Below are 21,757 nucleotides of genomic sequence, written 5' to 3'. Positions count from 1 at the left end.
GAAATCCCCCTATTCTCGGGTTCTAGTCCTCCAGCCTACCCTTCCCTTGCCGGAGGATTTCAAGTGAATCGCCGATGAGTGAAATCACGGTCGACGGTTCATTGAGCGTCACGCCCCCGTCAAGGATGAGGTCCAGGCCGTGGCCCAGCGCGTCCTTGATATCCCTTGCGTCCGTGAGGGGCTCACCCTCCGTATTGGTCGCGGAGGTCGTCACCAGAGGGCGGCCCAGGGCTCGGGCCAGCTCGCGAACGAGCGCTGAGTCCGGCACCCGGATGCCGACCTGTTTCTGCTTGGACATCATCAGGTCCGGCACCAGACGCGTCGCTTCCAGGATGAAGGTGAACGCACCCGGAGTGAGGCTCTTCATGGTCCGGTACGCGAAGTTGCTCACGTGCGCGTAGCGGGCCACGTCCGACAGGTCGGGGCAGAGAAAGGACAGGGGCTTCTTCTTGTCGCGTCCCTTGAGCTGGTACAGCCGCTCGATGCCCTTCTTCGAGCTCAAGTCGCAGCCGAGCCCGAAGTACGTGTCCGTCGGGTAGGCCAGCAGGCCGCCGCGCTCCAGCACCTCCACCGCTCGCTGGATGTGGCGGGGTGACGGGTGCTCCATGTCCACCTCGAGGATGGGTGCGGCCATGATGTCCTCCGTGCCTCCTGTGACTGCTGCTGAAGGTGTGGATGCCTGACAGCCTATGCCGTTCCCTGCGCGTCGTCCGCGCGGATCTCCCCGGAGGCCGCCAGGGCGCGCCGGGTGAGGACCGGCCCCACCAGTTCGTGGGCGGTAATCATGGCGACGATGAGCACCTCCACCTGGGGGCCAAAGGTCGGAAATGTCCTGGACACCAGGGCCGCCAGGCCAAACGTCACGCCCGCCTGGGAGATGAGTCCCATCCACAGGTAGCGCTTGAGCCGCGGGTCGTCCGCTGGGGCGAAGCGGCGGCAGGAGAACCAGATGGCCACGCCGCGCAGCACGACCAGCAACATCGCCGCCGGCCCCACCGTCAGCAGGGAGTCCAGCTTCAACCCCGCGCCCGCCGCGGCGAAGAAGAGCGCGAACACTGGCAGCCCCGCCTGCTGGATGGCGTTATGGATGCGCTCGCCCGCGTGCTCGTCCAGGTTCGCGATGAGCGCCCCCGCCGCCAGCGACACCAGCAGCGGGGACAGGTGCAGGCGCGTGCCCCCTTCCGCTGCGGCGAAGCACAGGCCCACCAGGAACAGCGGCAGCTCCTGCTTCACGCCGCGCATGTAGACGAGCATGCCCACGGCCAGCACCAGCCCTACCACCACCGAGCCGAACAGCTCCCACCCCACCCCGCCCAGCAGCTCCGTCACGTCCAGCCCGCCGCCGAAGCTCGCCTTCGTCAGGCCCGCGGCCAGCGCGAAGGCCACCATCACCAGCAAGTCGCCGATGATGACCAGCGCCATCAGGAACTCCGTGAAGGCGCCGCGCGCGCTCGTCTCCTGGACGATGGCGATGGTGACGGTGGGCGAGAACGACACCACCACCGTGGACAGCAGCGCGCTGACCGCCAGGGCCTGTGGCACCGTCATATCCGCCAGGAAGGGCAGGAAGGGCTTGATTGCGAAGGTGGCCCCGAAGCACACCAGGAAGGTGACGCCGCACACGGCCGCGCACAGCAAGGCCACGCGCGCGCCCACGCGGCGGATGAGCCCCAGCCGGAGCTCCGTGCCGGCCACCAGCGCGATGAGGCTCACCGCCAGCCCCTTCACCAGCTCCAGCCCCTTCACGCCCGCGTTCGGGATGAAGCCCAGCGCATAGGGCCCCACCGCCACGCCCACCAGCAGGTAACCGGTGAGGCGAGGCAGGCCCAGGCCCTTGGCCACCTTGCCCGCGAACAGGCCGCACAACAGCAACGCGCCCGCCGCCAACATTACCGGTGTCCCCGAGTCCGCCCGGAGCACCTGTGCCCGGCTGATGATGGCCAGGAGCACCATCAACAGCAGCAGCCGGATGACCGCGCCCTTCATGCCGCCACCTTCTCGCTGTCAGCCGGGTTCTCGGACAAGCTGCGGGGCGGGTCCACCACGTACTGGAAGGCCTGGCCCGCCAGCAGCTCGTTCACCACCGCGCCCATCACCACGACGTCCAGCACGCGCCGCGACAGCCCTCCCGGCACGAGCATCCCGTACTCCGCCACCAGGCACAGCGCCAGGCCGCCCTGGGCGATCAGCGCGTAGCCCAGCCGGGGTGGCAGTACGAGCGTCTGCTGCGCCAGCCGCCGCGCGAACCGGCCGCCCAGCATCTTCCCCAGGAAGCGCAGGCCGACGAAGGCGGGCATCAGCACCCAGGCCCAGTAGTCCCGCGCATGCACCGCGCAGCCCACCAGGAACACAAGCACCAGGAACACGGGCCGCTCCACCCGGCCCAGCGCGCGGGCCACGCGCTCCGAGGTGCGGCCTCCCACCACCGCCAGCGTCGCCCCACACGCCACGCCCGCCAGCAAGGGCGACACCCGCAGGTACGCCGCCGCGCCACTCACCAACACCACGCCGCCCAGCGTCACCGTGGTCAGCTCCGCCAGGTCCTTCAACGAATGCGTGAGGAAGGCCAGCAGCGCCCCACACATGACGCCCAGCAGCAAGGCCAGACACACCAGCCCCAGGCCTTCGCCCACGTTGCTGGCGGCGCCGATCATCAACGCCAGCGCCAGCACGCCCAGACCCACCGCGTCATCCAGCATGGTGAGCAGCGCCACGCCCAGGCCGCGCGCCCGGTCCAGGCGCCCCGCGCGCCACGCGAGCACGGCCGAGTGCCCTGAAGAAAGGCTGGCCGCCGCCCCCAACATCGCCGCCGCGCCCACCGCGCCGAGCAGCCCCCGGGCGGACGTGAAGACGAGCGGCACCAGCAATGGCAGCGCGACGAAGAAGAAGGCCGTTCCGGAGTGCGCCAGCCCCGACAGGTAGACGGACCGCGGCAACAGGCGCAGCAGCCGGGGCTCCAGGTTCAGGCCCAGCAGCACGCCCGCGGTGCCCAACCCCAGCGCCATCACCGGGCGCATGGCCTCCAGGTGCCGCTCGGTGAGCACCCCCGCCACGGAAGGCCCCAGGAAGATGCCGAGCAGAACGAAGAGGAAGCCGCTGGCCGCCAGTCTCGCCAGCGCTGGAAAGCGCCCCGGGTCCAGCGCACGGCTGGAGGCGAGCAGCGACAGCGCCGCGATGGATAGGAAGACGAGCAGCGCTTGCACAGCCCGTGCTTATAACGACGGGACGCTTCCCGTCACGACCGGCGATGCGTGGGCGCGGAAATCACTGGCATGGCGACCAGCCGTCCCATGGGCGGCTCGTCCGCGTCCATTTCCAGTTGGACGCGCTGCACCAACCGCTCCATCTCCTCGGCGGGCAGGCCTGGCAACAAGCTCACCAGGATGACGCGATCGTCATCGGCGCCCAACGCCAGACTGCGGAGCCCCGCGAACACCGGGACCTCGGCGGACAACGCCGCCGCCGCGCTCCGAGCCCGCACCACCAACGGCTCCGGGATACCGAACTCCCGGAGCCGGCGGATGGCCCGCTCGGTTCCTTCCAACTGTTCGAGGAACGTGATGACCAGGTACACGCGGCCCTCTTAGTCGGTCCGCGAGTCTGGCGCCACGCTCGCGGTGCTACTCGTTCTGTCCCGGCCCCGCCGGCTCTCCGGAAGAAGGGGGAGTGGATGGCGGCGCCGCGCCCTCCTGGGCCGGAGCACCTGCCGTGGCCTCCTGCGCCGCCATGGCGGCGCGCGCGGCCCGCTTGCCCTCTTCGATGAGCTTCTTCACCTTCTGCCCACCCTTGCGGCCAATCTCCTCGTAGAAGTTCGGCCCCCGGGTGGCCTTCACCCGGTCGCCACCCTTCTTGCCGATCTCCTCGTAGAACTTGGCGCCGCGCTCGGCCTTCACCGTCTCGCCGCCCTTGCGGCCGATCTCCTCGTAGAAGGAGCGACCGCGCTCGGCCTTCACCGTGGCGCCGCCCTTGCGGCCGATCGTCTCGTAGAACTCGCGACCGCGCTCGTTTCGGACCGTCTCGCCACCCTTCCGACCCGCTTCGGCCACCGTCATGCTGCCCTTGTTGTCCTTGTCCGACATTTCCCTATCTCCTCTCGTGACTACCCCAGCCCTCGCCTTGGTGCCCCTTGCCTGAAACCTTGGGACGGAAGCGCCCCGATGCAAGCAAGCTCCGTACACCGCCAGCCGTTCACGCCTGATACGCCACACGAAAACACATGTGATTTCGTGGGTTTCGCAACGCCTGCCGAGCTTTCGGACCGGGCGGCGGGCTGCCCGGCCGGACGCTTTCATGTTGGAAACACCCCACTGCACATTGCGGATTCCCGAAACCACCTTCACTTTCAGGCCCACGGCGCGGCGGAAGTGGGGCCGCGGGGGAGGTACGGCGTGGCGCAGTCGGTGAAGACCTGGCTCCGGGTGTTGGCCCCGATGCTCGTCTCAGTGGGGGGGCTTGTCGCACTCCGGCTGCTCGGGCCGGACTTCGTCGACCAGCAGCGCCTCGCCAGCTGGTTGGAGCCCTTCGGGAAGTGGGCGCCCATTGCATACATCGGCTTCCTTGCCATCCGGCCCGTGACACTGCTTCCGGGTCAACTGCTGACGGCCGTGGGCGGGATGATGTTTGGCACGCTTGCAGCGACCCTCTATTCACTAACGGGCGGCTTGCTGTCGGGCCTGCTGCTTTTCGCGGCGGCGCGCAGGTTGGGCACTGGGCTGATGAAGCGCCTGGCTGGCAGCAAGTACCCCGCACTGGTGCGGGCGGCGAGGCGGCATGACTTCCTCTTCGCCTTCACCGCCTGCATCAATCCGCTGTGCCCCACCGACGTGATGCTGGCGGCAGCGGCGGCGAGCGGAGCGAGGCTGATGCCCACGCTGGCCGGCATCATGATTGGCACCATTCCTGGCACCTTCCTCGCGGCGCAGCTCGGCAGTGGTCTGGCCCAGGGCCGCACGACGATGACGGCGGTCGCCGCCGTGGGCCTGGTGGTGTCGCTGGTGCTCGGCGCCTACATCGGGCGGCGCTTCTACAAGGATCTCAACGAAGAAGCGCCGGAGCCACGCGCGGAACCGCCGCCGCCCGCGCGACGCACCATCGGTCATTCCGAAGCGACGGCCAAGTCCGCAGCGTTCTAGGCATGCATGGGGGGCTCCGGGAAGAGCTCCACGCGGCGCTGCACGCGCTCCCCTGGGCCCACGCCCGTGGGCAGCGAGACGGCCCGAGCCATCTCCTCACCATGTCGCAGCCGCATCCGGATCACCTCCGGCGCGAAGTCCAACATGTCCCCCATGGGCCGTGCGGGCTCGATGACGGTGATGCGGCAGTACCGGTAGGGCACCCCATCCGGACGCCGCACGGTGAGCCCCGCGTCGTAGGCCTGACGGACGATGTCGTTGATGCGCACGAAGGAATCCACGTCATTGAGAAGGATTTCGTTGAGGGTGATGTCGGCCAGGCAGCGCGTGGCCACCTCCAGGAGATTGGCCGGCGGCTTCGCCCGTTCGATCTGGGATGGTGAGCAGACGATGACGACGATTTCCGTCGGGCCGAACTCCAGCGCATCCCCCAGGGGCGTGGCGTTGCGCAGGCCCCCGTCGACCAGGGCCGACGCGCCGATGGGCTCCCAGAGGATGGGCAACGTCGAGCTCTGCCAGACGGCGTCCAGGAAGTCCCTCGAATCGCTGGGCACCAGCTCGTAGTTGCCAGAGACCAGGGACACGCGCCCCACGTGGGCGGGCACCCAAAAGCGGTGTCCGGCGAGGTGCCGCTGGATCAGCTCCCGCATGGGCGTGTTGTCGTACAGCCCCAGCTTGCGGAACAGACCCACGCGCAGGGCCACGAGCGGCCACGGCAGCTTCCGGTAGAGGTCCGCCTCGCGGATGTTCAACCAGATGTCATTCAGTGCCCGGTAGGAGTGCTGGGCCAGCAGCGCGGCGTTCAGGGCACCCACGGACACGCCGAAGATGCGCTCCCAGCGGAAGCCGTGGACCTCCCGGAGGACGCGCTCGGCGCCGACCTGGAAGGCTCCCTTGGCCCCACCGCCGGACAGTACGAGCGTTGCGGGACGATCCTTCATGGCACGCCTCCTGGGAATTGGACCTGGCGCAGATGGATAGGTGCGTGCCAGCGCGGCGGGAATCACCCCGGGGCGTGGGCCCCTGTCCACCGTCCCTCGGGTCCCCGGGGCAATTCGGACGGCAACTTCCATGCACCACCGGCCGGAAGCCTTTCTAGGATGGGCGGATTCACCCCTCCGGAGCCTCGATGATCCGCTTGCCTGGCTGTTGTGTGGTGGCGCTGCTGTTCGCGTTCCTGCCGTCCGCGGTGCTGGCCCAGCAACCCACCGCCGACGCCGCCACCCATGACGCCCTGCGCGCCCTCAAGCAGGAGATGGAAGACGCCCTCAATGCCCAGGACATCGACCGGCTGCTGAGCCACCTGCACCCGGATGTCTCCTTCACCACGATGAACAACGACGTGCGCGTGGGGAAGGAATCCATCCGCGCGTACTACGACGAGATGATGCGCGGGCCGAATCGCGTCGTGGACCGCATCCGGGCGAAGTTCGAGGTGGACGACCTGACCCGCCTGTACGGCGACACCGGCATCGCGCGCGGCTCGTCGCGGGACCACTACGTCCTCACGGACGGCACGGACATCGTCATCGACGGCCGGTGGACCTGCACCCTGGTCCGGGAGGGTGACCGCTGGCGGATCGCCGCGTTCCACTACTCCACCAACGTCTTCGACAATCCCCTCCTCACGCGGGTGAAGCACCTCGCGCTCGCGGGAGCGACGGTCATCGGACTTGGCGCGCTCGTGGTGGGCGCGGCCATCGGCCGGAGGCTGCGACGCCGAAGCTCCGAGCCCGCCCCTCAGACGCCCTGAAGCCGGCTGGCCGTCACGTCGGCCAGGAAGGGATGGCGCCGGGGCAGGCGCTTGCGCCAGAAGGACTCAATGGAGCGGTGGAACAGGCGCAGCAACGCCAGCCCCGGACGGTCCTCCAGCACCGCCAGCTGTCCGGCCGAATCATCCAACAACGCCCTGGCCCGGACGTGCTCCACCGTCATCCACGCGCGGCCCGCCTCCGTTCCCAGCAGCGCGTCGATGTCCGTCGGGTCCGCGCCGTCGCCACGGACGGCCGCCGCGACCTCATCCGGCACGTTGTAGAGCCCCTGGGCCAGGTCCTCTCGCAGGTCCCGCATCACCGAGCACCAGCCGAAGGCCTCCATCAGCGCGGGCGCGTCCTCGGCCCGGACGCCCGCCCCGGCGACGTGCAGCATCAAATCCACAGACAAGCAGAACGTGTCGCGTTGCTGCGCGCGAAGCGCCTCCGCGCTCCACCACTGTCCGGCCTTCACCCGCTCCCGGTCCTTGCGCATCGTCCGCATCAGCGCGAAGACCTGGGCGCGGGCCGTGTCGTCTCCCAGCCGCTCGAGCAACACGCGCCCCAGCGTGGCCGCCGTCCCCTGGTCCTCCCCTCGCCCGGACGCCAACTCCAAGAGAAGCGCGTCCACCCAGCCGAGCGGCTCTCCGTCCACCGCGCGGTCCCCATCCAGCACGTCGTCCACCAGTTGGAGGAAACAGAAGCCCACCCGCGCCACCCGTGCCTCGCGCCACCACCGGCTCACCGCGTAGCGGTAGAGCACCAGGGCAATCAGCCCGTAACGCAGGTGACGCCGCGCGAAGCGATAGGACTCCCGGGCGCACAAGGCTTCGATTCGCAGGGCATCGAGGAACGCCGTGCGGCGCGCCCAGGGATCCACCCACCACCAGGTGCCCCAGGCCAGCAACGCCCCAGCGACCACGTCCACCACGTGGTGCTCGTGGATGAGCAACGTCGACGCCGCGATGGCCAGCGCCCACAGGCCGAAGAGGATACGCCCCAGCGCCCCCGCCCGCTCCGCGTATGCCAGGGCCGCCGTGCAGGCGAAGGCCACGTGGAGTGACGGCAGGTAGTTCCGCTCCAGGTTCAGCGTGTCCGCCAGTTGGAAGACGCCCGCCCAGGTCCCCTCCACGGCGCGCGGCGGCCACGCCACCTCCACCGGGAAGAGCAGGAAGCACACGGCCGCGAGCGCTGTCTCCACACACAGCGCCAGCGCGAAGGGCACCATGTCCCGCCACGTCCGGAAGACGAAGAGGGACAGCAGGAGCAGCACGTCCATGCTGACGTAGACCAGCGCCCAGGACGGCATGAACGGGATGTGGCGCTCGAAGGACAGCTCCACCCGGAGGCCCCCGGTGTAGAAGCCCGTGAGCCAGCTCGCGCCGCCGTAAATAGCCACGAAGAACAGGGCGAAGCCCGTGGCCATGGCTGCCGTGAGGGCCAGCTCCTCCTTGCGTGGCCAGCCGAACAACACGGGACGCGGGCTCATCGCTCCTCCATTGCGGAGGGCAGTGGCCGAGGGCCTCGCCACATGGACAGCCAGATGCGCAGGAAGGACGGTCGCGCCACCTCCGGGTCCACGTAGCGCCCCAGGTAGAGCCAGGGCACATGCGGGTGCCGGTGATGGGCCCGGTGATAGTGGTAGTTGAGGAACAGCCACCGCACCGGAGCGGCCACGCGCAGGTCCCACGCGCCGTCACGGACATGCAGCGGTGACCACGCATGGTCCGCGTATTGGAGCGCGCTCCAGTTGATGGCGAAGGCCGCGTAGCAGATCCCCCACCCCATCGCGGACACATCCAACGCCAACACGAGCCCCATCTGTACACAGACCGCCAGCAACACCTCCGCGCGGATCGCGCCTCCAGGCGCTGCTTCCAGGCGTCCGAGGTACGCGTCCGCGCCCGTCTGCTCGCCGTACCGGGTGCCCGTGCCGCGCAGCCGGTGCAGCAATCCGGGAACGAGCGCGAAGACCACCGCCCCCACCGGGACGAACAGCCAGTAGAGCCCTGTGAGGATGGAGTACCACTGCGCCCGCTTCAGGAAGCGGTTGTCTCCGGGCCGGAAGTAGTCGAACTGCTCCAAGTGCGTCCGGTTGTGGCGGTGGTGGTTCAGGTGGAAGGCACGCTGCATCGTGAAGGACGTGGGAAAGAACGCCGCGGCCACCCGGCCCAGCGTGTCGTTCACCCGCCGCACGGGGTGCAGCACGCCGTGCGTGGCCTCATGCAGCAGCGAGAACACGGTGTTGTTGACGAAGGAGAAGACCACCGCGGCCAGTACCTGGAGCGCGAGTCGCTCCGCGTGTGACGCCAGCCACAAGCATCCGGCACAGGCCGCCATGGCACAGACCAGGAGCACGGCGTTGAGCGCGGCCGGAATCGGGGTTCCCTCGCCCTCACCCGCGGTCGTCATCGGGCGCCTCCGGCAGGCTGTCGGTGAAGTCGAGCACCTGGCGCAGCACCGGGTCCGCCGCCGCCCCCGCCCGGTTGAAACGCATCCCGTCGAGCACGGACAAGTCGCGCCGCAGGAACGACGTGAACAGCCACCGCGACACCTGGAGCGCCAGCCAGTCCACCCCCGGAAGCCGGCTGCGGCGCGCGGCGAAGGCCAGCCGCACGAACAACCCCTCCTCGCTCTGATGAAGGCCAGCGAGCAACGCGCTGCGCGTGCGCCCCAGGTCGCTCTCCACGGACAGGAGCGTGCCGCCATGCAACGTGAGCGTGACACCGATGCGATCACTGGACAGGAACTTCATCACCCGGTCACTGAGCCCGCTGCCCATGACGCGGGACGTGTACCGCACGCGCAAGGTGAACGGGTCCGGGCGCTCCACCACTGGCGCGTCCCGCAACTCGCGATGGTGCACCGTGCGAAGGTGCTCCAAGTCGAAGGCATTGGCCACCACGGGCAGCCAATCACAACGCACCGCGAAGCGAGCCGACGTGCCCCAGCGCAACGCCCCGCTGCCCACCTCCGGCGGAGGAAAGAGCACCACCGGGCCATTGAAGACCAGGATGGCGCCGTACCGCTCCACCACGGGGAAGGCCCGCTGTGCCGTCTTCCCTCGGCAGGTGCCGCTGCCGTCGAACTGCCAGTGGTGGAGCGGACACCGCAGCGAATCACCCACCACGGTGCCACCGCCCAGGTGCGCGCCCATGTGGGGACAATGGGCGGCGAGCGCGTGGACCGCGCCGCTCCGTCCCCGGAAGATCACCAGCTCCCGCGCGCCCGTGCTCCAGCGCATCACCTGCGCAGGCCGGAGCGCCTCGGAGGGGCACACGAGGTGCCACGCGCGCAGCCGGCCTGGCTCGGGGTGACGCACAGGCTCCGGCCGCGAGGCAATCTTCACCACCATGTCGAGACCCTAACGGACCGTCCCGCCCTGTGGCCATCTGCACGCTGAGTGAGTGTCTCCGGATGCGGGAAGCAGCAGGCGATGTCCATCATCGAGGATGAGGACTCCCGATGACGAGCGTTGCGGGCATCATCCGTCGACATCAAGAGGAAATCATCCGGCGGTGGTTCGAGCAGGCAGCTCAGGCCGCGTCCGCTCGAGGGCTCGACGCCCCCGAGTTCAAGAACATCATGCCTGTCTACGTGGCCTCGCTCGCTGACGAGGAAGGGGCGCCCGGTGCGCTTGCCCACGCGCGGCGGGCGCACGTCGAGACGCATGTAGCCGCCCGCCTCCGGCAGGGCTTCAATGTGGCGGAGGTCATCGAGGAGTTCGCCATCCTGGGACGGTGCATCGCCAGCATGTGGGCGAACGCTTCGCCTGAAGCCCGCCCTAGCGCCCTTGACGTCGAGCGGCTCTTCTCCGAGCTGCATGCCGCTTCGACCGCCGTGTCGGAACTCTTCAGCCGTCACCTGCTGGAGGATGAGCAGACGGAGAAGCGATACCTGCGACTGCTCCAGAAGGTGGCCAGTGAGGCGCTTGTCGAGGGGGATGCGGCATCCCTGCGTGACCACTTGAAGGATGTCCTCGAGTTGATCATCGAGGCGATGGGCGCCCAGAGTGGTGCCGTGCTCCTGTATGAGGCCCAGGGGGAACAGCTCGTCACCGCGGCCGCCGCGGGATTGGCGAGCGAGCAGCTCGAGCACTACGCGGCCTCCATGAATCCTGCGTCCTTTCCTGGCAGGGTTGCCGCCGCGGGCGAGGAGACCAGCTCGGTCCTGGATGCCGAGACGACGTCGATCGAGGTGAGCCCTCCGCTGCGTCAGAGCGGACTTCGTTCGCTGCTCGGGGTTCGGCTTCCCCCCCACCGCGCACTGGTAGGCATCATGTATGTCGGCCTTGCCGAGGTCCGGGAATTCACAGCCCGGGAGAAGGGGCGGCTCCTGTCTCTGGGCCAGCAGCTGAGCGTCCACCTGGACAACGCCAAGCTGTACGCGAATTTGCGCGAGAAAATCGAAGCGTTGCAGGCCGAGCGAGCGCTTCGCGAGCACTTCGTCTCGGTGCTCGCCCACGACCTTCGCGGCCCCCTGTCGGCGGCGAAGTCGGGGGCTCAGCTTCTCATGCGGCATCCCGAGCGACTCGACCAACGACGCGACCTGGCGCTGCGTATTGACCGGAACATCGAACGCACCGACCGGATGGTGAGGGATCTCCTCGACGCGAACCGCATCCAGGGGGGCCAGCGGCTCCCGCTTCGCCTCGACATGTGCGACCTGGGCGGTGTCGCGCAGGAAGTGGTCGAAGAGCTGATTGCGCTCCATGGGGACCGCTTCGTCCTCCAGGCGGAGGAGCGCGTCCGGGGAATCTGGAGCGCGGAGGAGCTCCGCCGCGCTCTCTGGAACCTGGGCAGCAACGCCATCAAGTACGGGGCCGCCACGGAGCCCATCACCTTCACCGTCACACGGGCCGGAGACCGAGCGCGAGCGTCCGTCCACAACCGCGGCCCCGTCATCGCGCCCGCGGACCAGGAACAGATTTTCAAGCCATTCACCCGGACCCACTCCGCGCAGGAAGGCCCTTCGAAGGGTTGGGGGCTTGGACTGACGCTCGTCTGGGGGTGTGCGCAAGCACATGGAGGAACGGTCTCCGTCCAGAGTGACGCCGCGACCGGAACGACCTTCTCCCTGGAGCTGCCGCTGGACGCCCGCCCCTACCAGCCTCGCGAGCCGTGAGCCGCCGTCCTTCCCCGGTATCGGGCGTTGGCTGACAGAAGGGTGACACCCCAGTGGGTTGTACGAATATGATCCCCTTCGCCTTCGCCTCTCATTGGACGCTGAGTGTGCTCTTCCAGAGCCTCTTCCAGCACCGCTATGCCGCGCACCGGATGTTCACGATGACGCCGCGCGCTGAACGCGCCCTGCACCTGAGCACCGCGCTGGTGCAGGGCTCGAGCTACCTCGACCCACGCGCCTACGCGATCCTTCACCGTGAACACCATGCCTATGCGGACACCGACCGTGACCCGCACTCCCCCGTGCACCACAAGCACCTGCCGCGCATGATGCTGGAAACGGGGCGCCGCTACGGAGGCCTGCTCACGGGGAGCGTCCAGGCCGAGGCACGCTTCATCGGTGGCTACCCCGAGTGGCCCGCCGTGGACCGCTTCTTCAGCAGCTGGACTTCACGCCTGGGGTTTGGTGCGCTCTACACGCTCTTCTACAAGCGCTTCGCCACGCGCCGATGGCACTGGGCGCTCCTCCCCTTGCACTTCGTGATGGGGCCCGTGCATGGCGCCATCGTGAACTGGTGCGGACACCGGTACGGCTACCGCAACTTCGCGACCCGAGACCAGTCGAGCAACACGCTGCCCCTGGACGTGGTGTGCATGGGCGAGTTGTTCCAGAACAACCACCACGCCCGGCCGGCGCGCCCCGACTTCGCCGCGAGGCGCTTCGAGCTGGACCCCACCTGGCAGGTGATGCGGTTGCTCGTATGGCTGAAGCTCATCCAGCTGCGCAAGGCGCCCCGTGAGGAAGGACCCCGGCCAATGGAGGGGCGCCGGAGCTTGCCGCTCAAGACTTCCCGCCGCCCCGAGGCAGCAGTGTCTCCACCATCCCCTTGAGCGACTGCTTCAGGATGCCGCCCGTGTCCACGTCGCCCTTCGCCAGCGCCTGGGCATAGTGCTTCGCCTGCTCGAAGGTGATGTGAGGCGGTAGCAGCGGTACGTCCGGGTCCACGTAGGCCTCGAAGACGACGGGCCGGTCGGCGCTCAGTGCCTCATCCCACGCGCGGCCCAGCGCCTCCGGCCGGTCCACGCGAATGCCCAGGAAGCCCAGGGACTCCGCATAGGCCGCGTACGGGAAGTCCGGCAGGTCCTGGGACGCGGGCAGCTTCGGGTCGCCGGCCAGCACGCGCTGCTCCCACGTCACCATGTTGAGGTCCCGGTTGTTGAGGACCATGACGATGAAGCGCGGGTCCTTCCACTCCTTCCAATACTTGGCCACGGTGATGAGCTCCGCGTTGCCATTCATCTGCATGGCACCGTCACCCACCAGCGCGATGACGGGCCGATGCGGGAAGGCGAACTTGGCGCCAATGGCATAGGGCACGCCGCAGCCCATGCTGGCCAGGTTCCCGGACAGCGAGGCCATCATCCCCTTGCGCATCTTCAGGTGCTGCGCGTACCAGCTCGTGCCCGACCCCGAATCCGCCGTCAGGATGACGCCATCCGGCAGCCGGGGTGACAGCTCGGAGAACACGCGCCGGGGGTTGACGGGATTCGCGCTGTCCATCGCGAGCGCCGCCGCTGTCTTCTCCCATTGCCGCACGCTCTTCACCACGCTGTCGCGCCAGCTCCGGTCCGTTTTGTGCTCGAGCATGGGAATCAGCGCCTTCAGCGTCTCCTGACTGTCCCCCACCAGCGCCACCTCCATGGGGTAGCGGATGGCCAGCATCCGGCCATCGAGGTCGATTTGAACGCCCCGGGCCTGTCCTTCCTTCGGGAGGAACTCCGAATACGGAAAGCTGGTGCCCACCATCAGCAACGTGTCGCAGTCCGACATCAGGTCCCAGCTCGCCTTGGTGCCCAGCAGACCAATGGAGCCGGTGACATAAGGCAGGTCATCCGGCAGCACCGCCTTGCCCAGCAGGGCCTTCGCCACGCCCGCGCCCAGCAACTCCGCCACGTGCATCACCTCGTCCGCCGCGGCCTGTGCTCCGGCGCCCACCAGCATGGCCACCTTCTTCCCGGCGTTGAGCACGTCCGCCGCCCGCCGCAAGTCCCGCTCGCGAGGCAGCACCCGCGGCACGCTGTAGCCCACGCTCGAATGGACCGTGCCGTGCGCGTGCGGAGGCTTGTGGTAGGCCTCTTCCTGGACGTCGTTGGGGATGATGACGCACGTCACGGTGCGCTCGTAGATGGCGACACGCATCGCCCGGTCCACCGCGTGGCGGATGGCGGATGGGCTGGTCACCATGGTGAGGTATTCGCTGGCCACGTCCTTGAAGAGGGACATCAGGTCCACCTCCTGTTGGAAGTGGCCGCCCAGCGCGGAGCGCGTCTGTTGTCCGACGATGGCCACCACCGGCTGGTGGTCCAGCTTGGCGTCATAGAGGCCATTGAGCAGGTGGATGGCCCCGGGCCCCGACGTGGCCAGACACACGCCCGGCTCGCCGGTGAACTTCGCGTGCGCACAGGCCATGAACGCGGACATCTCTTCATGGCGCGTCTGCACGAAGCGGAACTCCGACGTGCGCCCGAGCGCGCCGAGGATGCCGTTGATGCCGTCACCGGGATAGCCATAGATGCGGCGGACGCCCCACTGGGACAGGCGGTGGAGCAGGTAGTCGGAGACGGTGGCGCTCATGACGGCTCCTCGGATTCGGGGACGCCATCAAGCTAGGCACCCGGGCTCCGCCGCAGGCGGCGGAGCTCCCATCCGCCCGTCCAGCGGCCGGGGCAGCGACCGGGCACTGGTGGACACTTCGAAGCCGGGCGACCGCGGGGAATGTCCACCACTGGCCCTCGCGGAGGGCGTGCAAGGAAGAAGCCTGGAGGCCGGCACCCAGGCAATGGCCTGCTGCGTCCCGGTCATGGCTCTGTGCATCGCCTTCTTCGTTCCCTTCATCGCCGCGGCACTGGCCGTGCTGTTCACCCGGCTGTTCAAGTCATGGGCGGGCTGGGTGCTCGCCCTGTTTCCGGCGGGGCTGGCGGTGTGGTTCGGCGCACAGGTTCCCGCCGGGGTCCGCGGTGAGGTGCCCTCGCTGACGCTGCCGTGGATGCCGGATCTGGGCATCGACTTCGCGCTGCGGCTGGACGGCCTGTCCCTGCTGATGGCGCTGCTCATCACCGGCCTGGGCACGCTCGTGGTCATCTACGCGGGGCGCTACCTGGTCCACCATGAGGTGCTGGGCCGCTTCTACGGCTGGCTCCTGCTCTTCATGGGCGGGATGCTGGGCATCGTCCTCGCCGACAACACGCTCCTGCTCTTCATCTGCTGGGAGGTGACGACCTTCAGCTCGTTCATCCTCATCGGCTTCGAGCACAAGGAAGACGCCGCCCGCGAATCCGCGCAGCGGGCCCTGCTGATCACCGCGCTGGGCGGACAGTCCCTGCTGGTGGGCCTGCTCCTGCTGGGCGACGTAGTGGGCACGCTGTCCATCTCCGGCACCATCGCCGCCGCGGACACCGTGCGCGACAGCCCTCGCTACCTGGCCATCCTCCTGCTGGTGCTGGGCGGCGCCTTCACCAAATCAGCGCAAATGCCGTTCCACACCTGGCTACCGGGCGCGATGACAGCGCCCACGCCCGTGAGCGCGTACCTCCACTCCGCCACCATGGTGAAGGCAGGCGTCTTCCTGCTGGCGCGGCTGTCGCCCGTCCTCGGAGGCACGCCCCCATGGGAGACCATCCTCACCATCGTGGGCACGATGACGATGGTGCTGGGCGCCCTGCTGGCGCTGGGGCACACGGACCTCAAGCTGGTGCTCGCGTACGCGACGGTGAGTGTCCTGGGGGCCTTGGTGATGTTGCTGGGTCAGGGCACCGCGGCCTCCATCCAGGCCATGGTGACGTTCCTCACCGCGCACGCGCTCTACAAGGGCACGTTGTTCCTGGTGGCGGGGTCGGTGGACCACGAGACGGGCACACGCGACGTGGCGCACCTGAGCGGGCTGCGCAAACGCCTGCCGATGACAGCCGCGGCCTCCGCGGCCGCCTCCTTGTCGATGATGGGCCTGCCCCCGCTCTTCGGCTTCGTGGGCAAGGAGCTCATCTACGAGGCCTGCCTGGAGGGCCCCGGAGGCTGGCCCCTGGCGGCGGCGGCCACGGTGGGCTTCGGCGGCATGGTGGCCGCGGCGCTGCGCGTGGGCGTACAGCCCTTCGCGGGCAAGACGTTCCGCGCCGAAAAGCCGGAGTCGAAGGTCCACGAAGCGCCTCCGTCCATGTGGGTGGGGCCCGCGCTGCTCGCCGCCGCCGGGCTGGTGTTGGGCCTGGTGCCCTGGGCCATCCAGCCCCTGCTGGCCATGGCGTCGGTGGACATTGGTGGAAGCCAGGCGGGGGGCCTCGAACTGACGCTGTGGCATGGCGTGACGCCCGCCCTGGGGTTGAGCGCGGGGAGCCTCGTCCTGGGCGGGAGCCTCTTCGCGCTGCGCCAGCCGGTGCTGAAGGGCCTGCGCGCCCTGAATCTGTCCAGCCACGGCCCGGAGCGTTTCTACCAAGCCTCCCTGAGCGGCCTGATCAAGCTGTCCTCGTCGATGACGCGGGTGCTCCAGAACGGCTCGCTGCACCAGTACATCGTCGTCACCCTGGCCACGTTCGGCGGACTGCTGGCGCTGGCCGTCGTCCTTCGGCTGGGGGAATGGCCCCGGGGCGTTTCCAAATACGTGCTGTCTCATGAAGTGGTGGTCCTGGTGGGCATCCTGGTGTCGGCGGTGCTGGCCGTGGTGTCGCGCTCGGCGCTGACGTCCATCCTCGCGCTGGGCGCGCTGGGCCTGGCGGAGGCGCTGCTGTACGTGTTCTTCGGCGCGCCGGACCTGGCCATGACGCAGGTCGTGGTGCAGACGCTCACCGTCATCCTGTTCGCGCTCGTCTTCTCGCGCTTCCCGGTGCAGCCGCATGAGCACCGCTTCCGCTGGTGGACGGCAGCCCTGCCCCTGGCCGTGGGCGGGCTCATCACCTGGATCATCTTGCACGTGGCCTCGACGCCCTCGCACACGCGGCTGGCGGACTTCTACGCAACGCAGAGCGTGCCCGCCGGCAAGGGGCTGAACATCGTCAATGTCATCCTGGTGGACTTCCGGGCGTTCGACACCCTGGGAGAGGCCACCGTGCTGGCGACGTCCGGATTGGGTGTCTTTCTCCTGTTCCGCACGCGCTCTCAGCGAAAGAAGAGGCAGGTATGAACCCCGTGGTGATGCACACCGTGGCGCGGCTGATGGCCCCGGTGCTGCTGCTCGTGTCCCTGGTGCTGGCCGTGCGTGGCCATGACATCCCCGGTGGCGGCTTCGTCGGCGGACTGATGGCGGCCACGGCGTTCGCGTTGCTGATGGTGGCGTTTGGCCGGCCCGCAGCGCGCAAGCAATTGCGGGTGCACCCCACCCGGTTGGCCGCGGCGGGCCTGCTGGTGGCGCTCTTCAGCGGCGTCCCTTCGATGATGGAAGGCCGGCCCTTCCTGTCTGGAATCTGGGCGCGGTTGCCCGTGCCGGGGACGGATGGATTGAAGGTGGGCACCCCGCAGCTCTTCGACCTGGGCATCTATCTGGTCGTCCTGGGGACGGCCATGTGCTTCATCCTGGGCATGGCCCGGGGCGAGGACACCACGGCACCGGAGATGGGGGGCTAGCCATGGAACTGTTCCTCGCGATCACCGTGGGCGGCCTCTTCGCGGCGGGGTTCTACTGCCTGATGCTCCACAGCATCGTCCGCATCGCGCTGGGGCTGGTACTGCTGGGCAGCGCCACCAACCTCCTGATCTTCACCATCAACGGGCTGCAGCGCGGCTTCGCGCCCCTGGTGCCCGAAGGCCAGGAGGCCCTCTCCCCGCCCTACGCGGACCCGGTGCCCCAGGCCTTCATCCTCACCGCCATCGTCATCAACTTCGGCCTGCTCGCGCTGCTGCTGGTGCTGGTGCACCGCGCCGCGCAGGAGACGGGGACCGATGACACGCGGGCCCTGCGCACCGAGCTGAAGGACTCCAAGCAATGACGCCCTCCGCGCTGCTCAGCCTGCCCATGATCCTCTGCCTGGGCGCCGCGGCCGCGGGGCTGCTCACCCCGTCACGCGCGTGGCCGCGCCGGTGGCTGGCGCTGATGACCATGGTAGCCCTCGCCGCGGTGGGCGCGATGCTGCTGGTGACGGTGCGCCGCGAAGGCATCCAGTCCATGCAGGTGGGCGGGTGGGCGGCGCCCTTTGGCATCACCCTGGTCGCGGACCTGCTGAGCGCCCTGCTGGTGCTCGTCACCGGGGTGATGGGCCTGACGGTGGTCTCCTATTCCGCGGCCACGCTCCCGGCGTCGAAGGAGGCGGGCGCCTACTACCCGCTGGTGCTGGTGCTGGTGGGCGGCGTGTGCGGCGCGTTCCTGACCGGAGACCTCTTCAACCTCTTCGTGTGGATCGAGGTCATGCTGGGCGCCTCGTTCGTACTGCTCGCGCTGGAGGCCCGACAGGAGCAGCTCGAAGCGTCCATCAAATACATGTCGCTGAGCCTCATGGGCTCGGTGGTGCTGCTGTGCGCGGTGGGCCTGCTGTACGGGGCGGCGGGCACGCTGAACCTGGCGGACCTGGCCGTCACGGTGCCGGGCCTGGGCACGCCGAACCTGATGACGGCCGTGTCCATGTTCTTCCTGGTGGCCTTCGCGCTGAAGGCGGGCGCCTTTCCCCTCTTCTTCTGGCTGCCGGCCTCGTACCACACGCCCCCGGCGGCGGTGACGACGCTCTTCTCCGCGCTCCTCACCAAGGTCGGCGTCTACGCCCTGGCGCGCGTGTTCACCCTGGTCTTCACGCAGGACTCTCAGCTCACCAGCACCCTCCTTCTGGTGATGGGCGGCCTCACCATGGTGACGGGCGTGCTGGGCGCGGTGGCGCAGTACGACATGCGCCGGCTGCTGTCCTTCCACATCATCAGCCAGATTGGCTACCTCATCGCCGCCCTGGGGCTGTTCACCCGGAGCGCGCTGACGGCGCTCATCGCCTTCCTCATCCACTACATCTTCGCGAAGTCGGCGCTCTTCCTGGTGAGCGGGGCCACCGCGCGCGTCACCCGCACCTATGACTTGCACCAGATGGGCAACCTGTACCGGACCCAGCCCTTGCTGGCCGCGCTGTTCTTCATCCCCGCGCTGTCGCTCGCGGGCGTGCCGCCCTTCTCTGGGTTCTTCGCCAAGCTGGCCGTCATCCAGGCGGCGCTGCGGGCCGAAAACTGGATCATCGCGGGGACGGCGGTCGTCGTGGGCCTGCTCACCCTCTTCTCCATGATGAAGATCTGGCGCGAGGCATTCTGGAAGGCGCCGCCGGAGAACCAGCCGGAGGAACCCACCCGGCCGCTGAGCCTGGGAGACGGCGTGCTCGGGCCCTGCATGGCGATGACACTGTTCATGGTCGTCCTGGGCCTGGGAGCCGAGCCGCTGCTGGAGCTGGCGGACGCCGCCGCGGGCCAGTTGCTGGACCCGGAGGAGTACGTGCGGGCGGTGCTGGGGGGACGCCCATGACCGCGTTCCTCTGGAACCTGATGCTGGCGCTCCTCTGGGCCGCGATGCTGGGGAACGTCACTCCGGAGAACCTCCTTACGGGGTTCGTCATCGGCTTCGTGCTGCTGGCCCTCATCGACACGCAGCATGTGCCCTCGCGCTATGGGACGCAGGCGTGGAACGTGGTGCGGCTGGTGGCGGGGGTGGGCTGGGACGTGCTGGTCGCCAACGTGCGGGTGGCCTACGAGATCGCGACGCCCAAGCTCCTCACCCGTCCCGCCATCTACCGCTACGACATGGAGGCGCGCACGGACGCGGAGATCACGCTGCTGACGCTCATCGTCACCTTCGCGCCGGGCACGCTGGCCCTGGAGGTGTCCGAGGACCGCAAGGCCATCTACGTCCACGTCATGTTCGCCACCACCCGGGAGGCGTTCTGCCAGGAGCTCCGCGAGCGTGTGGAGATTCCACTGTTGAGGGCACTGCGATGAGCGACTGGCTGCAGAGCATCACCCAGGGGGCCCTCGGGGCCATCTCCGTCTCGATGCTGTTCTCACTCCACCGGCTGCTCCGAGGTCCGTCGCTGACGGACCGGGTGGTGGCGCTGGACCTCTTCTCGCTCCAGACGTCGGCGGTCATCACCGTCTACGCCCTTTGGGTGGGACAGCCCGAGCTGGTGGACGTGGCGCTGGTGCTGGCCGTCATCGGATCCATGGGCACCATCGTCATCGCCAGATACCTCTACAGCGCGCGGAGGGGCACTCCATGAAGGAAATCATCACCGCGGTGTTGCTGGTGTTGGGGGCGTTGCTGATGCTCCTGGCGGGGCTGGGCCTGTTCCGGATGCCGGACCTGTTCCTGCGGCTCCACGGGGCCGCGAAGGCATCCTCGCTGGGCGTGGGCCTGCTGATGGGCGCGGCGGCGCTGGGCCTGGGAGACGTCAGCGTGGTGGCCCGCGCGGCGCTGGGCGTCACCTTCGTCTTCGTCATGACGCCGGTGGCCACGCTGCTCATCGCGCAGGCGGCGTTTCGCGCCGGCATCCCGCTCTGGGAGCGCACGCACCAGAACGACCTGGAGGAACACCACCCCGCTGGAGCTCCGTACGAGCCGCGCCTGGGGCCCGACGGCGAGGATTGAACGCGGGACGGGTGGGCGTGCCTCCAAGGTCCACCGGGCCACGGCGGGCCGCTACGCCCGGCGTCTGGGGCTACTGGCCCCCTGGACCGACACAATGCCCGCCAGGCTGCGAACGACGCGCCCGGGAGACACTACGCGCGGCACGAGAGCTCGAGGAACACTGCCGCCAAGCCCATCTCGTCGTGGGTCGGGACGAATCAGAAGGAAGGTGGCGCCATGGACCGCACGCGGCAGCGGGAGCTCCAGGCGGAGCACGCGGACGCCGTGGCCCACTGGAGCCTGGTCCGGGACGTGCTCATCGCGGGCGGGCTGGTGGGCACGCTCGGCGCCTGGGTCATGGCCGCGCTGGCTCTGCTGCTGGGCGGTATCACCCAGGGTGACCTCTGGTACGCGCCACGGCTGGTGGGCGGCGTCATCTTCAGGGACGCGCCCGCTGGGACCGCGGCGGTGGTGCTCGGCTTCGCCCTGCACTTCGCGACGGCGGGAGGGCTCGCCACCGCCTTCGCGATGCTGGTGCCTCGAGGTGGCACGGCACTGACGGTCGTGATGCTGGGCCTGCTCGCGGGCCTGATGCTCCAGGCCGTCATGCCCGTGCTGGTCGTCCCCTGGGCCGCGCCCCCGCTGGAGCGAGCAGGACCGCCCATCGCCGCGTTCCTGCTCCTGCACCTGGTCTTCGGCGCGTGCCTGGGCGTCCTGACGCCTGTCCGGAAGGCCTTGCTCCTCATGGATGCGAAGCGCCGTGGCGTCCGGGCACTCCCGGCACCGCCGCCCTGAGCCCGCGGCTCGGGCGCATCAGGGCAGCGGCAGCCAGGGCGGCGCCGCGCGAGGGGGGCCGCTTCGTTCGGTGCCCGGCAACCGCGACACGGGGAAGGGCCCTGGCGGCAACGTCGGCCACGCCCGGGCCGCGGCCTCCGCCAACACCAGCCCCACGAGGATGCCAACGAAGACACCCGCGGTGCCGATGACGAGCCGGGGCCCGCCGGGCCGCTCCGCCAGGTGCATGAAGAAGAAGGCAATCAGCACGGCCTTGCACAGCGCGATGCCGAGCGCGACCGGCACCGCCCACGCCCCCAGGTGCAGCTTCGACAGCCCGAAGGACAGCGTGGCCAGCGCCAGCAACACGGCTCCGACGGCCAGCACCTGGACTCCGCCCCGCATGC

At 69.0% G+C, this 21,757-nt stretch carries 23 protein-coding genes; 12 read left to right on the top strand and 11 right to left on the bottom strand.

Annotated elements, in window-relative coordinates; genetic code table 11:
- Positions 1 to 22: 22 nt before the first annotated feature.
- The 5 genes from F8M74_RS11640 to F8M74_RS11620 are packed head-to-tail and all read right to left on the bottom strand — an operon-like array spanning position 23 to position 4,079.
- On the bottom strand, positions 23 to 634 hold the full coding sequence (locus F8M74_RS11640) for an L-threonylcarbamoyladenylate synthase (RefSeq protein WP_141259171.1): 612 nt from the start codon (positions 632 to 634) through the stop codon (positions 23 to 25).
- 53 nt (positions 635 to 687) lie between these two features.
- The gene (locus tag F8M74_RS11635) at positions 688 to 1,986 is read right to left on the bottom strand and encodes a cation:proton antiporter (RefSeq protein ID WP_141607760.1); all 1,299 of its coding nucleotides are present in this window, start codon (positions 1,984 to 1,986) and stop codon (positions 688 to 690) included.
- Positions 1,983 to 3,203, bottom strand: a complete 1,221-nt coding sequence (locus F8M74_RS11630) for a sodium:proton exchanger (RefSeq protein ID WP_141256349.1) — start codon at positions 3,201 to 3,203, stop codon at positions 1,983 to 1,985. The genes F8M74_RS11635 and F8M74_RS11630 overlap by 4 nt, the downstream gene beginning before the upstream one ends.
- 32 nt (positions 3,204 to 3,235) lie before the next feature.
- The gene (locus F8M74_RS11625) at positions 3,236 to 3,574 is read right to left on the bottom strand and encodes a hypothetical protein (protein ID WP_011553861.1); all 339 of its coding nucleotides are present in this window, start codon (positions 3,572 to 3,574) and stop codon (positions 3,236 to 3,238) included.
- A 46-nt stretch (positions 3,575 to 3,620) separates the two neighbouring features.
- Positions 3,621 to 4,079 carry a general stress protein gene (locus F8M74_RS11620; RefSeq protein ID WP_141256350.1) on the bottom strand — a complete coding sequence of 153 codons (459 nt, stop codon included), beginning with the start codon at positions 4,077 to 4,079 and terminating at the stop codon, positions 3,621 to 3,623.
- A gap of 285 nt (positions 4,080 to 4,364) precedes the next feature.
- Between F8M74_RS11620 and F8M74_RS11615 the strand changes: the two genes are divergently transcribed.
- Complete coding sequence (locus F8M74_RS11615; RefSeq protein ID WP_141256351.1) at positions 4,365 to 5,132, top strand: TVP38/TMEM64 family protein; 768 nt, start codon at positions 4,365 to 4,367, stop codon at positions 5,130 to 5,132.
- Here the strand turns inward: F8M74_RS11615 and F8M74_RS11610 are convergent.
- A complete protein-coding gene (locus F8M74_RS11610) occupies positions 5,129 to 6,073 on the bottom strand; it encodes a patatin-like phospholipase family protein (RefSeq protein ID WP_228559749.1) in 945 nt (314 codons plus the stop codon). The genes F8M74_RS11615 and F8M74_RS11610 overlap by 4 nt on opposite strands.
- A 188-nt stretch (positions 6,074 to 6,261) precedes the next feature.
- Here F8M74_RS11610 and F8M74_RS11605 point away from each other — a divergent pair, with 188 nt between their 5' ends.
- Positions 6,262 to 6,885 carry a nuclear transport factor 2 family protein gene (locus tag F8M74_RS11605; protein ID WP_141256353.1) on the top strand — a complete coding sequence of 208 codons (624 nt, stop codon included), beginning with the start codon at positions 6,262 to 6,264 and terminating at the stop codon, positions 6,883 to 6,885.
- Here F8M74_RS11605 and F8M74_RS11600 read toward each other — a convergent pair.
- From F8M74_RS11600 to F8M74_RS11590, 3 genes are read right to left on the bottom strand one after another with little or no spacing between them, the layout of a single operon-like run.
- Positions 6,873 to 8,372: a phosphatase PAP2 family protein gene (locus F8M74_RS11600; protein ID WP_141256354.1), complete on the bottom strand. Its 1,500-nt coding sequence runs from the start codon at positions 8,370 to 8,372 to the stop codon at positions 6,873 to 6,875. The two genes, F8M74_RS11605 and F8M74_RS11600, sit on opposite strands and share 13 nt — an antisense overlap.
- The gene (locus tag F8M74_RS11595; RefSeq protein ID WP_141256355.1) at positions 8,369 to 9,295 is read right to left on the bottom strand and encodes a fatty acid desaturase; all 927 of its coding nucleotides are present in this window, start codon (positions 9,293 to 9,295) and stop codon (positions 8,369 to 8,371) included. Before F8M74_RS11595 ends, F8M74_RS11600 begins: the two co-directional genes overlap by 4 nt.
- Positions 9,279 to 10,238, bottom strand: a complete 960-nt coding sequence (locus F8M74_RS11590; RefSeq protein ID WP_141256356.1) for a Rieske 2Fe-2S domain-containing protein — start codon at positions 10,236 to 10,238, stop codon at positions 9,279 to 9,281. Before F8M74_RS11590 ends, F8M74_RS11595 begins: the two co-directional genes overlap by 17 nt.
- A gap of 110 nt (positions 10,239 to 10,348) precedes the next feature.
- On the opposite strand from F8M74_RS11590, the gene F8M74_RS11585 reads away from it, so the two are divergent.
- Both F8M74_RS11585 and F8M74_RS11580 read left to right on the top strand, forming a co-directional pair.
- Entirely contained in the window at positions 10,349 to 12,007 is a 1,659-nt protein-coding gene (locus tag F8M74_RS11585; protein ID WP_141256357.1) for a GAF domain-containing sensor histidine kinase, read from the top strand.
- 68 nt (positions 12,008 to 12,075) lie between these two features.
- A complete protein-coding gene (locus tag F8M74_RS11580) occupies positions 12,076 to 12,897 on the top strand; it encodes an acyl-CoA desaturase (protein WP_141256358.1) in 822 nt (273 codons plus the stop codon).
- Here the strand turns inward: F8M74_RS11580 and F8M74_RS11575 are convergent.
- Positions 12,848 to 14,641, bottom strand: a complete 1,794-nt coding sequence (locus F8M74_RS11575) for a thiamine pyrophosphate-requiring protein (RefSeq protein ID WP_141256359.1) — start codon at positions 14,639 to 14,641, stop codon at positions 12,848 to 12,850. The genes F8M74_RS11580 and F8M74_RS11575 overlap by 50 nt on opposite strands.
- A gap of 205 nt (positions 14,642 to 14,846) precedes the next feature.
- Between F8M74_RS11575 and mbhE the strand changes: the two genes are divergently transcribed.
- The 8 genes from mbhE to F8M74_RS11535 all read left to right on the top strand — a co-directional run bounded on the left by mbhE (position 14,847) and on the right by F8M74_RS11535 (position 21,371).
- Positions 14,847 to 17,177, top strand: a complete 2,331-nt coding sequence (mbhE, locus tag F8M74_RS11570; protein WP_141256360.1) for a hydrogen gas-evolving membrane-bound hydrogenase subunit E — start codon at positions 14,847 to 14,849, stop codon at positions 17,175 to 17,177.
- Complete coding sequence (locus tag F8M74_RS11565; RefSeq protein WP_141256361.1) at positions 17,174 to 17,617, top strand: Na+/H+ antiporter subunit B; 444 nt, start codon at positions 17,174 to 17,176, stop codon at positions 17,615 to 17,617. The genes mbhE and F8M74_RS11565 overlap by 4 nt, the downstream gene beginning before the upstream one ends.
- 2 nt (positions 17,618 to 17,619) lie before the next feature.
- Positions 17,620 to 17,979, top strand: coding sequence for an NADH-quinone oxidoreductase subunit K (locus F8M74_RS11560; protein ID WP_140792082.1), 360 nt, complete (start codon positions 17,620 to 17,622; stop codon positions 17,977 to 17,979).
- The gene (locus F8M74_RS11555) at positions 17,976 to 19,481 is read left to right on the top strand and encodes a proton-conducting transporter membrane subunit (protein ID WP_141256362.1); all 1,506 of its coding nucleotides are present in this window, start codon (positions 17,976 to 17,978) and stop codon (positions 19,479 to 19,481) included. The genes F8M74_RS11560 and F8M74_RS11555 overlap by 4 nt, the downstream gene beginning before the upstream one ends.
- Positions 19,478 to 19,951, top strand: a complete 474-nt coding sequence (locus F8M74_RS11550) for a Na+/H+ antiporter subunit E (RefSeq protein WP_140792084.1) — start codon at positions 19,478 to 19,480, stop codon at positions 19,949 to 19,951. Before F8M74_RS11555 ends, F8M74_RS11550 begins: the two co-directional genes overlap by 4 nt.
- Complete coding sequence (locus tag F8M74_RS11545; protein ID WP_141256363.1) at positions 19,948 to 20,229, top strand: monovalent cation/H+ antiporter complex subunit F; 282 nt, start codon at positions 19,948 to 19,950, stop codon at positions 20,227 to 20,229. Before F8M74_RS11550 ends, F8M74_RS11545 begins: the two co-directional genes overlap by 4 nt.
- On the top strand, positions 20,226 to 20,597 hold the full coding sequence (mnhG, locus tag F8M74_RS11540) for a monovalent cation/H(+) antiporter subunit G (protein ID WP_141256364.1): 372 nt from the start codon (positions 20,226 to 20,228) through the stop codon (positions 20,595 to 20,597). The genes F8M74_RS11545 and mnhG overlap by 4 nt, the downstream gene beginning before the upstream one ends.
- A 216-nt stretch (positions 20,598 to 20,813) precedes the next feature.
- On the top strand, positions 20,814 to 21,371 hold the full coding sequence (locus F8M74_RS11535; protein ID WP_141256365.1) for a hypothetical protein: 558 nt from the start codon (positions 20,814 to 20,816) through the stop codon (positions 21,369 to 21,371).
- An 18-nt stretch (positions 21,372 to 21,389) separates the two neighbouring features.
- Here F8M74_RS11535 and F8M74_RS11530 read toward each other — a convergent pair whose 3' ends face one another.
- Entirely contained in the window at positions 21,390 to 21,755 is a 366-nt protein-coding gene (locus F8M74_RS11530) for a cytochrome C oxidase subunit IV family protein (protein WP_141256366.1), read from the bottom strand.
- Positions 21,756 to 21,757: the final 2 nt, after the last annotated feature.

Source organism: Myxococcus sp. CA023 (genome assembly GCF_010998615.1).
Lineage (GTDB): Bacteria > Myxococcota > Myxococcia > Myxococcales > Myxococcaceae > Myxococcus.
This window is presented reverse-complemented; position numbering and strand designations above follow the sequence as displayed.

Excerpts from the sequence above, each read along its gene's own strand:
- F8M74_RS11530 (WP_141256366.1), bottom strand. The coding sequence starts at position 21,755 with ATGCGGGGCGGAGTCCAGGTGCTGGCCGTCGGAGCCGTGTTGCTGGCG.
- F8M74_RS11640 (WP_141259171.1), bottom strand. The coding sequence starts at position 634 with ATGGCCGCACCCATCCTCGAGGTGGACATGGAGCACCCGTCACCCCGC.
- mbhE (WP_141256360.1), top strand. The coding sequence starts at position 14,847 with ATGGCCTGCTGCGTCCCGGTCATGGCTCTGTGCATCGCCTTCTTCGTT.
- F8M74_RS11565 (WP_141256361.1), top strand. The coding sequence starts at position 17,174 with ATGAACCCCGTGGTGATGCACACCGTGGCGCGGCTGATGGCCCCGGTG.
- F8M74_RS11600 (WP_141256354.1), bottom strand. The coding sequence starts at position 8,372 with ATGAGCCCGCGTCCCGTGTTGTTCGGCTGGCCACGCAAGGAGGAGCTG.
- F8M74_RS11535 (WP_141256365.1), top strand. The coding sequence starts at position 20,814 with ATGGACCGCACGCGGCAGCGGGAGCTCCAGGCGGAGCACGCGGACGCC.
- F8M74_RS11610 (WP_228559749.1), bottom strand. The coding sequence starts at position 6,073 with ATGAAGGATCGTCCCGCAACGCTCGTACTGTCCGGCGGTGGGGCCAAG.
- F8M74_RS11560 (WP_140792082.1), top strand. The coding sequence starts at position 17,620 with ATGGAACTGTTCCTCGCGATCACCGTGGGCGGCCTCTTCGCGGCGGGG.
- mnhG (WP_141256364.1), top strand. The coding sequence starts at position 20,226 with ATGAAGGAAATCATCACCGCGGTGTTGCTGGTGTTGGGGGCGTTGCTG.
- F8M74_RS11550 (WP_140792084.1), top strand. The coding sequence starts at position 19,478 with ATGACCGCGTTCCTCTGGAACCTGATGCTGGCGCTCCTCTGGGCCGCG.
- F8M74_RS11605 (WP_141256353.1), top strand. The coding sequence starts at position 6,262 with ATGATCCGCTTGCCTGGCTGTTGTGTGGTGGCGCTGCTGTTCGCGTTC.
- F8M74_RS11635 (WP_141607760.1), bottom strand. The coding sequence starts at position 1,986 with ATGAAGGGCGCGGTCATCCGGCTGCTGCTGTTGATGGTGCTCCTGGCC.
- F8M74_RS11555 (WP_141256362.1), top strand. The coding sequence starts at position 17,976 with ATGACGCCCTCCGCGCTGCTCAGCCTGCCCATGATCCTCTGCCTGGGC.
- F8M74_RS11590 (WP_141256356.1), bottom strand. The coding sequence starts at position 10,238 with ATGGTGGTGAAGATTGCCTCGCGGCCGGAGCCTGTGCGTCACCCCGAG.
- F8M74_RS11585 (WP_141256357.1), top strand. The coding sequence starts at position 10,349 with ATGACGAGCGTTGCGGGCATCATCCGTCGACATCAAGAGGAAATCATC.
- F8M74_RS11620 (WP_141256350.1), bottom strand. The coding sequence starts at position 4,079 with ATGTCGGACAAGGACAACAAGGGCAGCATGACGGTGGCCGAAGCGGGT.
- F8M74_RS11595 (WP_141256355.1), bottom strand. The coding sequence starts at position 9,295 with ATGACGACCGCGGGTGAGGGCGAGGGAACCCCGATTCCGGCCGCGCTC.
- F8M74_RS11545 (WP_141256363.1), top strand. The coding sequence starts at position 19,948 with ATGAGCGACTGGCTGCAGAGCATCACCCAGGGGGCCCTCGGGGCCATC.
- F8M74_RS11575 (WP_141256359.1), bottom strand. The coding sequence starts at position 14,641 with ATGAGCGCCACCGTCTCCGACTACCTGCTCCACCGCCTGTCCCAGTGG.
- F8M74_RS11580 (WP_141256358.1), top strand. The coding sequence starts at position 12,076 with ATGATCCCCTTCGCCTTCGCCTCTCATTGGACGCTGAGTGTGCTCTTC.